The sequence below is a fragment of the Mesorhizobium sp. KR9-304 genome (assembly GCF_040049215.1).
GTDB lineage: Bacteria > Pseudomonadota > Alphaproteobacteria > Rhizobiales > Rhizobiaceae > Mesorhizobium_K.
On the sequence record NZ_JBDZDN010000001.1, the window covers coordinates 978,577 to 991,764 of the forward strand.

The 13,188-nt window shown below is 58.6% G+C and carries 11 protein-coding genes; 6 read left to right on the forward strand and 5 right to left on the reverse strand.

The genetic code is table 11. The annotated features are described in order from the left end of the window. Positions 1–3: 3 nt before the first annotated feature. Complete coding sequence (locus ABLE71_RS04575; protein ID WP_348782171.1) at positions 4–1,353, reverse strand: hypothetical protein; 1,350 nt, start codon at positions 1,351–1,353, stop codon at positions 4–6. Positions 1,354–1,605: 252 nt separating this feature from the next. On the opposite strand from ABLE71_RS04575, the gene ABLE71_RS04580 reads away from it, so the two are divergent. From ABLE71_RS04580 to ABLE71_RS04605, 6 genes are all read left to right on the forward strand, one after another. Further along, positions 1,606–2,697, forward strand: coding sequence for a zinc metalloprotease (locus ABLE71_RS04580; RefSeq protein WP_348782172.1), 1,092 nt, complete (start codon positions 1,606–1,608; stop codon positions 2,695–2,697). Between the two features lie 13 nt (positions 2,698–2,710). Beyond that, entirely contained in the window at positions 2,711–3,040 is a 330-nt protein-coding gene (locus ABLE71_RS04585) for a hypothetical protein (protein ID WP_348782173.1), read from the forward strand. Positions 3,041–3,063: 23 nt separating this feature from the next. After that, positions 3,064–4,398 (forward strand): tyrosinase family protein, encoded by a 1,335-nt coding sequence (locus ABLE71_RS04590; RefSeq protein WP_348782174.1) that lies wholly within the window; start codon positions 3,064–3,066, stop codon positions 4,396–4,398. Continuing rightward, positions 4,395–5,111, forward strand: a complete 717-nt coding sequence (locus ABLE71_RS04595; protein WP_348782175.1) for a hypothetical protein — start codon at positions 4,395–4,397, stop codon at positions 5,109–5,111. The genes ABLE71_RS04590 and ABLE71_RS04595 overlap by 4 nt, the downstream gene beginning before the upstream one ends. Before the next feature lie 44 nt (positions 5,112–5,155). After that, positions 5,156–6,100, forward strand: a complete 945-nt coding sequence (locus tag ABLE71_RS04600) for an SCO family protein (RefSeq protein ID WP_348782176.1) — start codon at positions 5,156–5,158, stop codon at positions 6,098–6,100. A gap of 692 nt (positions 6,101–6,792) precedes the next feature. Further along, complete coding sequence (locus tag ABLE71_RS04605) at positions 6,793–8,337, forward strand: hypothetical protein (protein WP_348782177.1); 1,545 nt, start codon at positions 6,793–6,795, stop codon at positions 8,335–8,337. Between the two features lie 459 nt (positions 8,338–8,796). Here ABLE71_RS04605 and ABLE71_RS04610 read toward each other — a convergent pair whose 3' ends face one another. The 4 genes from ABLE71_RS04610 to ABLE71_RS04625 all read right to left on the reverse strand — a co-directional run bounded on the left by ABLE71_RS04610 (position 8,797) and on the right by ABLE71_RS04625 (position 13,178). Then, on the reverse strand, positions 8,797–9,717 hold the full coding sequence (locus ABLE71_RS04610) for a hypothetical protein (protein WP_348782178.1): 921 nt from the start codon (positions 9,715–9,717) through the stop codon (positions 8,797–8,799). A 39-nt stretch (positions 9,718–9,756) separates the two neighbouring features. Then, positions 9,757–10,869, reverse strand: a complete 1,113-nt coding sequence (locus tag ABLE71_RS04615; RefSeq protein WP_348782179.1) for a DUF3696 domain-containing protein — start codon at positions 10,867–10,869, stop codon at positions 9,757–9,759. After that, positions 10,862–12,025 carry a DUF262 domain-containing protein gene (locus ABLE71_RS04620; protein ID WP_348782180.1) on the reverse strand — a complete coding sequence of 388 codons (1,164 nt, stop codon included), beginning with the start codon at positions 12,023–12,025 and terminating at the stop codon, positions 10,862–10,864. The genes ABLE71_RS04615 and ABLE71_RS04620 overlap by 8 nt, the downstream gene beginning before the upstream one ends. 241 nt (positions 12,026–12,266) lie before the next feature. Then, positions 12,267–13,178, reverse strand: a complete 912-nt coding sequence (locus ABLE71_RS04625; protein WP_348782181.1) for an ImmA/IrrE family metallo-endopeptidase — start codon at positions 13,176–13,178, stop codon at positions 12,267–12,269. Positions 13,179–13,188: the final 10 nt, after the last annotated feature.

Below are 13,188 nucleotides of genomic sequence, written 5' to 3' on the forward strand. Positions count from 1 at the left end.
CGGTCAATTCCCGCTTTTTCGCTGGCTGAAGAAGCCGTTCTTCATGATGTGGCTGATGTTCATGTTCAGCGCAGGCACCGTAATTCCGTCCTTGGTCTCTTTGGCGGGTGCATGGCAGGCAAGGCAATTCACCCCGGCGAATATCTGGTCGAAGGTTTCCATCGTCGCGTTGGCCAGGCTTGTCGAACCGAGTTGGGGGCTGACGAAGCTGCCCGGGATCAGGTTGTTCGGCGTGGTCCAGACGCCACCGACCAACATGTAATTCTCCCACACAGTTCCGGCCGTAACTTGAGCCTTAACGCTGGCGTTCAGGGATTGGATGTTCGCGACATTCTCTGGTGAGCCTCCGCCGAACGCAAACGCCCGGAACACATCGACCGTCGGCGAAAGAAGTTGCTTCTGGGCGTTTACCAATCGCAGGTCGTCGTTTGGGTTCCGATTGCTGTCCTTTGCCGGGGTGTTTGCGTCGTAGAAGGTCCAATCGCGGTTGCTGACGGGATCGGGCGAGGTGATGTTCATGCCAGGCGGGAGGTCGGGGGCATTGTTCACGTGTTCGAACGTCGCCCAGATGAATTCGGGGTGGTCCTTGACGACGCCGACCACATGCACGCCGACAAGAGCGACAGTGACCTTCGCCGTATTGTCCGGATCGAGGACGATCGTCTTTTTACCGTCGATCATCTTCTCGGTAAGGACGAAGATTTCTGCCGGCGTGGTGTAGAATTCTGAGACGTCCTCGTTCTCGTCCACGATCTTCCAAGAATACTTGAACTCCATCGCGCCGACCGGAAAATTCGTGTTTGGAGGAGCAGCCTCATACACGTCCGCGTCATAGTACCTGTTCGTGCGAACAAACTCGAAAAAAACCTCCTCGACGTTTTGCGAGTAGTAAACCGCTCGACCGGACGTCTCGCCCGGACCGTGTACGATCACCCCGTTGGTCCGCGCCTGGAAAACAGAGTCCAGATCCTGCATTTCCTCGGTCTTGGCCGTGCGGACCGTCAGCCGAAGGATTTTCTCGGACGGCAGCTCAGAGAAGCGCATCGGTGCGGCATCCGGAGCAAACAGATCAGCCACCGTCGCGAAGCTCTCGAACCTCAGGCTGTTGCCGCTCATCTGGGTCATCCAGAGGAACGTGTTCCAAGCCCAGACATGGAAATCGCAGTTGCTGGTCGGTTCGGTCTCGTTGTCCGGAGCCGGGACAGCGGCGTGCGAGGTCCAGCCAGCAGGCGCCGTGCAGGAAGACTGCGCCTTTGCCGGGGTAAGCGCGACAACGAACATGACGGCAAATATGAACAGGCTGCGCCAAATTGTTGATCTCTGCACGAGATATCTTTCTCGATGAGCCGACATTGAGATCTCATAAGTGGAAGTAGGCTTGGCCACCTCCCGTATGAAATCTACAAATATCTGCTTGTTTTACAACTAAAATTGATTGTGCAGTGCAAAATGTTTCTCATATTCAGGAGCAACTGGATCACGATTCCGAAAATGATGCCTAAAAATCAGTATTCGTTGGATTGAACTAGGAATTTAAGGTTGCTAATCTGACAGTTAGCAGGCGTCGATCTATCTGCTTTGCGAGATTCAGCTCTGGAGGCTGCAATGGCCAGAAAGCCAAGGAATTCCGATGTGCCCAAGGGTCGCACTTGCGCGACGATGGACCACCACAAGTACTTGGCGCAGACCGACGAAGTCTACCAATCCAACCGGCGCCGCATTGAGGCTTTCTCTAGCGTGGCGCGCCTTGCGGCCCGCTCGTCCATCATCCGGATCCCGGTCGTGGTGCACGTCATCTTCAATGATCCGCAAGACAACATCAGCAGCGAACAGATCGACAGCCAGATCGATGCGTTGAACCGCGATTTCCGAGCGCGAAACAATGATCGCACCGACATTCCCGACGCATTCAAGCCGTTCGCGGTCGACACGATGATCGAGTTTGCGCTGGCAAGGCGAGATCCTGACGGGAAGCAGACTATGGGAGTGACTCGAACGCAGACGTCGCTCGACCAGTTCCCCTATGATCAGTTCGACCCGAGCGCGACCGAGAAGCTCGACAGCCTCATCAAGCACGACGAGTTCGGGAAGTCGCCATGGCCGCGTGATGATTATCTGAACCTCTGGGTTTGCAGGATTGAAGGCGGACTTCTGGGCTACGCGGCCTTCCCGGGCGAGCCGGCCTCGACCGACGGCGTGGTGGTCAATGTTACCGCATTCGGCACAACCGGAACCGCCCAGGCCCCCTTCAATCTGGGCCGCACGGCGGTGCACGAGGTCGGCCACTTCTTCGATCTTCTGCACATCTGGGGAGATGACGGCAATGGATGCAGCCGGTCGGACAATGTTGCGGACACCCCGAATCAAGCAGGTCCGAACGGCGGTGACGTGACCAAGGACAGCTTTCCCCTGATCAGCTGCAACAACGTACCTAATGGCGACATGTTCATGAACTACATGGACTATGTGAACGATGGTACGATGGTGATGTTCACCGCCGGTCAACTCGCCCGGATGAACGCCGCGCTGGCAGGTCCCCGCAAGTCGTTGACCAGTTCCAAGGCGCTCGATCCCGTCACGACCGAGGATGTGCTACTCGGTGATGCGGCCGCCGGATTCGCGGCGGCAAGGGCTGTCCATCCAACCGAGGTCGGCGACGGTCGGGAAAAATGGTTCGACGGTGTGACTTGGGTGTAGCGGAGCGCCCTGAATGGATCGCAAGACCGAGATTCTATTGGGGCAATGGGCTCATTCGGCCGAGGAGGACACCGGCGACGTCTTGGTGTTTCGACAGCAGGACTATCCGCTCCCGCCGAGTCGGGGACGGCGGAAGCTGGCCTTCTATCCGGGCAATCAGGTGAAGTCGGCGGGGGTCGCACCGAACGATGTGAACCGGGTCACCAGCGGAACCTGGGCGTCTGTGGCAGGCTCCGACGCAGACTTCGAGATGGTCCTTGATGATGGGGACGGGCCGTGCCGGCTTTCCGTGGCAGACGATGGCGCTCCGATTCTCAAACTCAAGAAGCGTTCCTCTGAATAAGTTCCTCGAAAAGGGCAACGGCGATGCGGGCTGTCATCGAAGTCGAACCCACGGACCGGAATGGACGGTGTTTTCTGACCTGGGCACCGGTTCGGGCAACTCTGAGGCTTGAGGACGCCGACCGTACGGTCGGTGGCCATGATGTAACGTTGAGAAATGCCGGTCCGGCCGGTGGCGGGCGTGTCGTGTTCTCGACCAGATTTACTCAATCGGACGATGCTGAACTCAGGCTGCAGCAGGTTGCCTCCGACGGGACCCCTCGGACGTTCTGGGTCGCCGGCGAGTTCAGATCCCCGAGCACCGCCTACGGCGACGTGGTGATCGAGGCTGTCGACAACAGCAACGCCGTCATCGGTAAGAGGGACGGCATGGTGCGGGTGCGCAAGAACGCCGTTGCGCTGACCGCGGCCGAGCGTGACCTTTTCCTCGACGCGCTCGGGCAACTGAATGATGCCGGGGGAGGGCCGTTTCGCGCGTTTCGCGACATGCACGTCGCGGCGTCCGCCCCCGAGGCTCATGGCGCCGCCGGATTCCTGGCCTGGCATCGCGCCTACCTGCTCGACCTCGAACGCTGCCTGCAAGAGATCGAGCCAGCGGTTGCACTGCCGTATTGGCGTTTCGACGAAGCAGCCCCCTCGTTATTCGTTCCCGAATTCCTCGGTTCACCATCGAACAGTCCCGGCGCATCCGATCTCGTGGTCTTCCGGCCGGGACATGCCCTCGAATTCTGGACGACGGATGGGGTAGTCGGGATTGCGCGACGCCCACGGTGGGACATAACTTTCGCGCCAACCACTAACGTGAGCATTGGGGGAGGCACAATACCGGCGGTTCTGACGGAAGGCGATACTTTCGAGCTTGGCGGGAGCCAAGATCGCTACGCCGGCTTCCGCCGCATGGAAGCAAATCCTCATGGAGCCGCTCACGTGCGTTTCACCGGTCCGGTCAATTCGGTGCCAACCGCCGCCCGGGATCCACTGTTCTTCCTCCTGCATACGAATGTCGATCGGCTCTGGGCTCGATGGCAGTGGCTGAACCGGCGCAGCAACGCAGACGATCCGTCGGCTTACTCAGTGTTTGGCACCTCCCGCCCGGACGGCGGCGGCACCGTCGGTCATCGACTGGACGATACAATGTGGCCGTGGAATCAGGATCGCGTTGCACCACGGCCAGATTTCGTACCTCCGCGAGCCGGGCTGCCTCCATCGCCATACGCGACCGCGCCCGGGACCGGCACGCCACGCGTGCGTGACATGATCGATTTTCACGGGCTCTACAGTCGCGGTAGTCTCGGCTTCAGTTACGATGACGTTCCTTTCGAGATCGAAACCTTGGAGACAGAGGAGGCCATCGTATGAAGGTCAGAGATTTTCGCCGGGAAGTCGAGGCAGAACTGGAACGAACGCAAGCACGGGCCGCGACAGAACGGCTTGGGCCGGCCGTTGCTGACGCCGAGACATGGGAGGCAGCCTTAGCCAGTCTACAAGATCGTCGCGCGAAGCCGGAATCGCGGCTCGCTGCTCTGTACACGCTTCAAGCTGGCGCTTTCGACCTCGCGAAGTTTGCTCCATTTGCAGCAGTTTTCGTCGCTGCCCTGCAAACGGTCGCCCAAGCGGTGGATGAGACGGCAGAACTTCGCCGTGCGGCTTTGGACCATCTGGCCAATACGGGAGATACGATCGCTAGCCGCGTCTTGATCGAAGGACTTGAAGGCACACAACCAGCAGCCGTACCCCCAGCCGCTGCCTTGGAAATGCTGGCGCGAGACGACCATGGGTCGGCAGTCCGGATTGCCACTAAAATGCTGGATGTCAGCGAAGAGGTGCAGGTGAGGGAACAAGCCGCCCGGATACTCGGCTCGGACCCAGCGTCCGCTGGCAGGCTTGAAACGATGATGAAGGATACCGGCGAAGCGAACGCAGTCAGGCGGGCCAGCGCGGTCGCGTTGCGGGCGCTACGCCCCGATGCGTTCGGCACTGCAGCGCACACTGTTCTCGGCAACGAAGCCGACACGGAAATCGACGCGACGGTCCGCCGTGGATTGCGCACGTCGAGCCCCAAGCAGCTATGACGACCATCCCCCGAGACGTGCCGGCGCCCGACGAGATCCTTGAAATGCTCGCGGAAAACCATCCTGTCTATCGCGGACGAAGCTCGTCCGACGCGCTGCAATTGCGTGCCACGTTGATGATGCAGGCTATTCAATTCGGTCTCTCGGATCGCATCGTTGAGCACGCAATGGCTGATCTCGAAAGCGCTGATTCTCCGGCCGTCCTCGCTGCTGCCGCCATCGCTCTCCGGCACAGCAGCACGCCGCCAACAGGAGCGTCCGTTGCGCTGAAGGCGGCTCAACGACGTTTGGGAGGCATTGACCGATATGTCGATTTGACCCGCTTTCCTCCTGGACCGGGTGGCGTGAGTGTCCTCAGGGAGATCGAGCGGACATTGGCGGAACTGCCCGGATCGAGCGGACGATCATCAGGTCAGATGTCGTCGTGTTGCGGTGGCAATTTGCCCGCGCGTCATTCTGTGTCCGACGTCCTGTCACTCGGCGACTTTGTTGGACTGGAGATGGAAACTCAGCACGGGAGACGAAGCCCGTTGCGCGAGATTCTTGGCGACAGCGCCGGGCTGATCGCGTTCTTCTACACGCGCTGCATGAATCCCCTGCGCTGCTCCCAAACGATCAGCCAGCTCGGTGAATTGGCGCGCGCCCTCGCCGGGCGGCCCGATGCAGGATCGATACGGCTGGCAGGCATCACCTACGACCCCGAATACGACATCGCTGAGCGCCTGGCTGCCTACGGGGGCGAGCGGTCGTTGCCGTTTGGCGAAAATTGTAACCTGTTGCGCACGATCGGCCCCTTCTCGGCTCTTGCCGCGCATCTGGGCCTCGGGGTCGGCTACGGCCCGGCCACGGTCAATGTGCATCGGATCGAATGGCTTGTTTACGGCCCAGGCTTGAGTTCGGTTCGGATGGGACGGAATCGTCACTGGAACACCGAGGATGCCGTCGACGAGCTTCTGTCCTTGACGAAGAAGCGAGAACAGCTGGCCTGATCCCCTGCAGGCGGCCAACGTGGGCACAGCAATGCAGGACACAATCAACGGCGGGTCTCGGGGATAGGCAAGAAGCGACAAAGATGGGTGCGCGTTGCTGTTGAAGTAGGGCTGCCACCTGAACGGCAGCTTCTCCGACTTAGCCGCCCGAAAGCCGCCAGGCAGGGAATCCACCCCATCTGAGACATAGGAGTCGCCGTCGCGGACCGGCAGTTTGCAGGATCACGAACTGCCGGGGCGAACGACCGAATTGGGGCGCCGTGAAGGGACTGCGGCTTCGCAAGAGCTAGTCCAGGATAGCAGACATTCGTTTGCGTTCGAATAGACCGTAGGTTTGCCTCTCGTCTCGCGCGGCATGATCACCGAAGACCCTAAGCTCGTAATTTCGTTGCTAGACCGGCCTGAACCACCCGCAAGCGTCCTTCACTAGCAAAGAAGAAACGGATCGCAGCGCTCGCACCTTATCCCAAAGTTGGTCCACCGTCGGCTCATCAACAGATGCAAGGGTTCGTTTTCTGGGGGACATGGCCGATGCTTCTTCGCCTGCTGGCGGGCGGTGCTGGAGGGAAAATTCAGTCAACGGGAGGGCGATCAGGACTAGCGGAACGACGTGGATTGACGCTGCAGGCCTTACCGCTTCAATCTAAGGAGACTGCAACCGACTGAGGCATAAGGTGCGAATAAGAACAGACATGTATGCTGTCGAATTGGGTGCAGCGATGCTGCTTCAGTTCGAAACTACGGACGGAATTGTAAGGATTCTTGCGGACGCCGGCAGGAAAAGTCATCGGGTGAATGATCGTCTCGACAACAGCATCAAGGCATTCGGCGGCGACAAACTTCGCATCGACTTGATCGTGGGCACCCATTACGACGCGGACCACCTCGACGGCCTGGTGGACGTCATCGAAAACCCAGACATCGAGATCGGCGAGGCCTGGCTTCCGCCGGTTGCCAATGACACTGAATTTGCACTTGCCGGAAGTCCTTTGAGGGACGAGTCCCTGTTGGCTTTGCAACTCGCCGGTGAGGCTGGTCAGGGCGTATTGCGCCGCTACCTGGCCGACAAGGCAGCAACCTGCTCAAGGCTGGCAAGTCTTGAGCGTGAGGCCGACCGAAGGCGCGGCAGAGATGCTCGTCCACGCGAACGCGCGTTCGAAGATGACAGACTCATGCTCGACCCGAATCGATCGCAGCAGGGCGGTGTCGAACCGAGCCGAGAGTATTTTGAGGCGCACATCGCTGACGCCGGCGTTACGATCGGCCGGGCCAGTTCGGGTCACGCCGAAGACGACATCACAGACCCCTGGAAGGTAGATGAACAACTCAAGGAATATGGGGAGCGCGCCCGCTGGTGGCTCGATGATCCGTTCATCGACGAACGGGTAACTGGGTATAGCCATCTGGCTCACATTGAAGCCCAGACGTTGGGGTTGATCAGGGAATCCACGGCGAAAGATGCCATCACCGCGTCGTCTCTTGCGGCGGTTGTTGAAGCCCTAAAAGCGCGCTCGATCAAAATTCGCTGCGCTACGATCGAAGATGGCAAGCCACAGACCTTTGGGTGGGTAAAGCCGGTGGGGCAGCCCGGTCGATTCGAGAGGGCATTGCCCGCTGACCCGGATGCGCCAAAAGTAATCCTGCTCGGCCCATCGCAGGGTCTGGTCAACAAGTTCCGGCATTTGCTACCGATCGGGTCATACCTCATGGCGGCCCGGCTGGAGATGATCCCGGTAGCCAGCATCACGCCGAGCAACCAGCTCAGCTACATCATGGTCGTCGAACATGCCGACCAGCGAATCCTGGTGACTGGCGACGCCGGTGCCAATGATTTCAAGGTGTCCAGCTCACCCCATTTCCATGCTGAACTGATCGAGCAGCTGGCGCCGCTACACATTGTGCAGGTTGCCCATCACGGTGGAGCCAATGCATACTTTTATCGTGCATTGCTGGCGTCTGGTTATGCCAAGCAGGCCGAGACCACCCGGCTGCTGTTGTCGCATGCTACCCACGACAGTCACCGTCCATCCGACAACTTTATCCGCTTCATCGCGGCCCTGCGGCGCACACCTGCCAACACGCAGGTGATGTTCACCTCTAAACCCAAGGAAGCCAAGGTACGGGATGTGCTCACTTACATCGCGCCTGTCGTAGGAACAGAAGCAACGTCAGGAGATCTCACGCTGATCTTTGATGAAGGTTGGTCTCTCAATGCGCATGCGGTCTCCCTTCCCTGAAGTAGACGGGCCGCTCCTACCGCGATCGAGACCTATACGAATCCTTTGACCGTCTATCCGGGAAGGATTCATTGTACAGGTCAGGGGCCGAAACCAGACCGTCCGGTTTCGACGGGGTAGCCATGGCGAGTTCCTCTCATTGAAGGGAACTCCATGGTCAGATCGATGCTCTCACCCGCTCAAGGGATATGCCAGCCGCGTCGCTTCAGAAGGAGGCACCCCTCCCGCGGAGCGGGTTCGTGCATGGGGGCGCGAGGCAGCCGTTTCTCTAGTCGCAGCAATGTCCGCTTTTTGTTGAAGCGCAACGCTCGCTAAATCCCTCGATGAAACACTCCGAATCGGATGCTGAGGCGGAGCATCCCTCCGCCTCAAGACACCCTATCCTGCCATAAGCGGTGGGGGCTTCAGGTAGATAGTCTCACTCCACGTACAATTCAGCGCACAACCTTGGGTTAAATGCTAACCGATACCGAGCTTTCTTCCGACGTGACCGATCAACGCGCGCCGCTCTGGATTAACCTCGACTACAAAATGAATGCGGGCTTCGGTAGGAGCGAGATCACAATGATCGCTGAAGATGCGTGGATTGCCATCGGCGTCCTGAAACTCAGCAAGCCCGCGCCGACTTTTACTCTCAGGCCGTACATTGAACGGGAACATGGGATGAGCCCCCTGGACGATTTTCCAAGCCTCAATAGCTTGATCGATACCTCGCAGTTTGACCCAAGCTTGCTCCAACATTGGATCGCCGGCAAGAATGCCTTGCAGTTGCGCGCGCGTACGCGGGATGAAGGCGAGATTGGGCAAAAGCTCAGCTCGGCGCTCCCAAAGTTCCGCGCCGTCGGCGATGGCCGGCGCTAGGAGCGCGCGAAGCGCAGCCGAGTGACTTACAATGGTGGCTGGTCGATCGGCATTGCGCGCCACGACCTGCGTAGTAACCAATTCACCGACAGAATCGAATGTAGCCAGATCGAGCTCAATCGACTGCGCTAGCCAAAAGTTGTGGGAAGCCAGACTTAGCCCCAAGCCATCAAAGAGATGCGCGAATCCGAGCCCCGGAGCAGCCTCGCCGGGATACAATGGGGCGGCCACCGGCAGCCGATACTCGCAAAGGTCAGGATCGACTTTCGCCACATCGGCTGCAGCTAACATCAGGGGAGCGCGATTATTTACTGTTTTGAGATAGAGGCTTTCTTCGACGCATTCGCCATCATTACGAACTGAAGCTATCGTGGCTCCGTCGCCAAGTGGAAAGTTCGCGAGCGGCACGTCGCTATTTAGTATGAGAGCCGCATCGATACCCCGCGCCTCACGAATCGTCGCAACTAGTTGCTGGAGGTGGCCAATCGTTACTGCGTGCGCGAGTTGCGTCTTCGGCACTGACAGCTCGTTCAGGAATAGCTGTAGGGGCATCTAACTTTAACCCAATAGCCGGTCGAGGGCTCGCTCCCATTGATCAAAGAAGCCGACGGGCCAAAATGAGAGCCGTCCATCGCGTCCAAGCTTCGGGGTTTCATAGCCGCTTGGCTGGCCGCGCTCGCGTGAAAAGAAATGTAACCGCGCTCGCTCAGGCGCAAGCAAACCGTCCTTGACCGCCAAGCGTATGCCGTTGAGGACGTGGTCACTATGCGTCTCCACGATTACTTGGACGCCATTCGCGGCAGTCAGGGCGAGTAACCGCCCGATTGTCGACTGACCGCGAGGATGCAACTGCGCTTCCGGGTTCTCAGCAATCACCAATGTGCCCGGTTGCGCCGCAAGGCATGCAGTAACCACCGGAAGCGCATGGGTCAGCCCAAAGCCGACGTTTGTCGGTCGCAAAACGTCCCCATATGCCGCACCCTCCCCGCGATAGGAGAAGACAAGGCGAACCAAGTCCGTCATCGGCACCGAAGCGGGTTCGACGCGAACGCCGGGACTGAACTCTTGCATCCAGGCGTTGACCTGCGCGATTAAGCTCAGCGCCTTCGGCTCATCCGCGCAGCGAACGATTTCGGCGGTGGTAATTTGCTCGCCGAACTCAAGCAGGAAGTGCGCAGTGAACTCGCCGCGCGCCCCTAAAAAAAGTTGCTGGCGCACAGCATTTTGCGACTTCGGAAAGGTGACTGCTGGGGTGATGCGATCAGCGCGCAAGAATTGAAATCCTCGCGCGAATAGAGCAAGTGGAGGTAATTCGCCTTCCCCCGGCTTGGCCGTGCATGGCAGCACATCTGCGTCGGAGCCCGCTGGCGCGCGCCAAAGATAAGCGTCCGCATCATCGCTAGACTCGCCTAGTTCGATCGCAATCTCAGGCGAATCGAAGCGCTGGTACAGCACGTCCCGCCCGGTGCCCAGTTCGACCAAATCGCCGTTCAACGCCAGCGAGCCTTCGAGCAGGAAGCGCACGTCGAAGGACTGGCGCAAGAGCCCAAGCGCTTGCAAAATCGTGCTCTTGCCACTGCCGTTGAGGCCCGAAAGCAATGTCAGTGCGCCGAGTTCTATTTCGACCTCTTTGAACGCTTTGAAGTTCTGCAATCCGATATGATCAATCATGGTCGATCACCTTCGTAAGCATCTCTTGGATGGCGTTGAAGCGGCGATTAACCTTATTGATGTCGCCAGTGCCTTGCGAGATCGCCGACTCGAAAGAGCGATCGAGGCAGAGCTCGATAAATGCTCTTCTAACCTGCTCGCCACGCTCGATCAGCGTCGCCCGCTCGGCATCAGTGAGGTGCGCAAGATTGACGGACAAGCATTCGAACACAGCCTTATTAATTGGGAGCCGGGCGGCTCCTACAAAAAAGCGCTTGCGAAATGCATCTTTTCCGAAGATCGAATGTGCGGTGCTCATTGCACGCACGAAGCTCTCACGCACCTTCGCCAACCCGTCATCATCGGTCGCATTAATTATCTTCATCGAGGTAATCAAAAACCCGTCCATGTCGGGTTGACGGTAGGCGTCGAGCCCGCGCTGGTAGAAGGCAATAAAGCGAAGCACGAGTTCGCGATCGTCCATCCGAATCGACCGGACGCTCCCATCGGTTGCCTCGATAAACTCAGGAAGTGTTGCCCAGTCTTCCAGAAGATCACGAGCTTTGCCGGGGGTGATCGCATGGCGCAACTCCTGCGGCGAAAGCGTCATTCCACCGGTGTTGATGCGCGCGAAAATGTTAAACTTGACTTCGGGCGGCGTCCCTTTGCGGATCAAGTGGATAATCAGCTCGGCCTCGCGCAGCCGCAGCTGCAGCCGTGATCCTAATCCGTCGAAATCTTTCCCCTCATAATCGTGCAGATACTCAAGACCCTGAAGAGTCAGCGGCTTCACGTCGATAATCTCGGGTTTCATGAATCGTGCGATCGTCGAAAGCCGCTGGATGCCATCAACGATCTCCCATCGCTCGTCATCGTCCTCTGCCGCGTAGAGCACCGGAAGCGGGATACGCAACAAGAGCGATTCGATGAGCCGGCTTTGTCGCTTGATGTCCCACACACCCCAGCGCCGCTGAAAATCTGGCTGGAGATCGATCATGCCCGAAGCCGTGCGTGACAGGAGTAAATCTACGGTCATCGATCGTGTGACGACATCAATATCATCCGGATCGAAAGGCTCAGCGATGCGCTCGCTTTCTTCTGCGGGCGGCTCTTCTTCGACACCTGTCTTTTGGCCTAGCGTATCAAGCTGCTCGTCGACTGTTCTAACGTTCTGCATTCCCCACCTTAACACACCCGTGTCGCATCGAATTGCTCGACCTGTATTAGTATGGCTATCATGTTTTTTCCCATCCGCCGACACCAAGGGGCGGACGGTGCTGCGTCTGCTTACTTCCGCCGCGTGGTGGATACTGCCTTTGAAAGGAGGTAGCGCTCGAGCGGAAACAGTCAGAGGCCACGAGCACGTGACAGCAAGTGGGAAATTATCTTGACAGAAGACTCGGTGGAAAGGACCTTGCCTACCGCCGCTTCTCCAACAACGGCTCGATGCGATTGGCAGCATCGAGAACACAATTGATATTTAGTCTTTCATTGTCCAGCGGAGCGACCTTGCTTGCCAGATAGTCCGGCGCTGTCGACGCTATGCCGGCGCGGTTCGCGATGATCCAGGCAACTGCCTCGGCTTCAAACTCCTTGATGTCGTGCCGCATGCCTTCTGGCAATCCACCAAGGCTCTTGCGGTCTGGCCACCAACCTAGCGGATGCATGCCCAGGTGGCCACACATGATGTGCCCGAGTTCGTGGATCAATGTTAGCACCCGTTCCCTCGGTGAAGCGATTCGGTTGATCCTGATGACGTATCTGTCACGCCTGTCACGCCGATGGTGAACGTCGCCCTTGCGGGCTGTTCCGAGACCCTCGTCGACAACTCGAATGAGCCCGTCCGGATGTTTCTTCGTCAGGCCCACGGCTTCGACGCGTGAGGCAAAGGATCGATAGAAGGCCTCCGAGATGGCCTTGTCACCTCTGTGATCTTCGTCGTCCAGCAAAGACAGCTGCTGCGACCCCTCAGTATCCTCATACTCGTAGAGGATGGCAATCGGCCCGCTCGGCGCAAGAATGACGATCGGCATCGCGCCGGGCCGGATCGTACGATGTTTTCGTTTCCAGTAGAACTCGGTGCCGACCGCGACTGCGCCCGGGCGCTGCAGAAAGATCAGCTTGGCATTGAACACGGAGTATCGGGACATCTGCGCGATCAGCTTGAGCAGGCCCCGCATCCAAGCTTTCGGATCGCCTTCGGTAAGCGCGCGTCGGAACAGACTGTTGATCGCCTCCTCCGCTTCGGCTCGCTGAATAGGGCGATTGCGGTCTTCCATGCTAGGGAAAAGGGACGCTTCCGATTCAGAAGTGCCGGCCTTCTCCCCCATCCACTTTTCT

Coding starts and splice junctions, on each gene's coding strand:
- ABLE71_RS04575 (WP_348782171.1), bottom strand. CDS start 1,353: ATGTCGGCTCATCGAGAAAGATATCTCGTGCAGAGATCAACAATTTGG.
- ABLE71_RS04580 (WP_348782172.1), top strand. CDS start 1,606: ATGGCCAGAAAGCCAAGGAATTCCGATGTGCCCAAGGGTCGCACTTGC.
- ABLE71_RS04585 (WP_348782173.1), top strand. CDS start 2,711: ATGGATCGCAAGACCGAGATTCTATTGGGGCAATGGGCTCATTCGGCC.
- ABLE71_RS04590 (WP_348782174.1), top strand. CDS start 3,064: ATGCGGGCTGTCATCGAAGTCGAACCCACGGACCGGAATGGACGGTGT.
- ABLE71_RS04595 (WP_348782175.1), top strand. CDS start 4,395: ATGAAGGTCAGAGATTTTCGCCGGGAAGTCGAGGCAGAACTGGAACGA.
- ABLE71_RS04600 (WP_348782176.1), top strand. CDS start 5,156: ATGCTCGCGGAAAACCATCCTGTCTATCGCGGACGAAGCTCGTCCGAC.
- ABLE71_RS04605 (WP_348782177.1), top strand. CDS start 6,793: ATGTATGCTGTCGAATTGGGTGCAGCGATGCTGCTTCAGTTCGAAACT.
- ABLE71_RS04615 (WP_348782179.1), bottom strand. CDS start 10,869: ATGATTGATCATATCGGATTGCAGAACTTCAAAGCGTTCAAAGAGGTC.
- ABLE71_RS04620 (WP_348782180.1), bottom strand. CDS start 12,025: ATGCAGAACGTTAGAACAGTCGACGAGCAGCTTGATACGCTAGGCCAA.
- ABLE71_RS04625 (WP_348782181.1), bottom strand. CDS start 13,178: ATGGGGGAGAAGGCCGGCACTTCTGAATCGGAAGCGTCCCTTTTCCCT.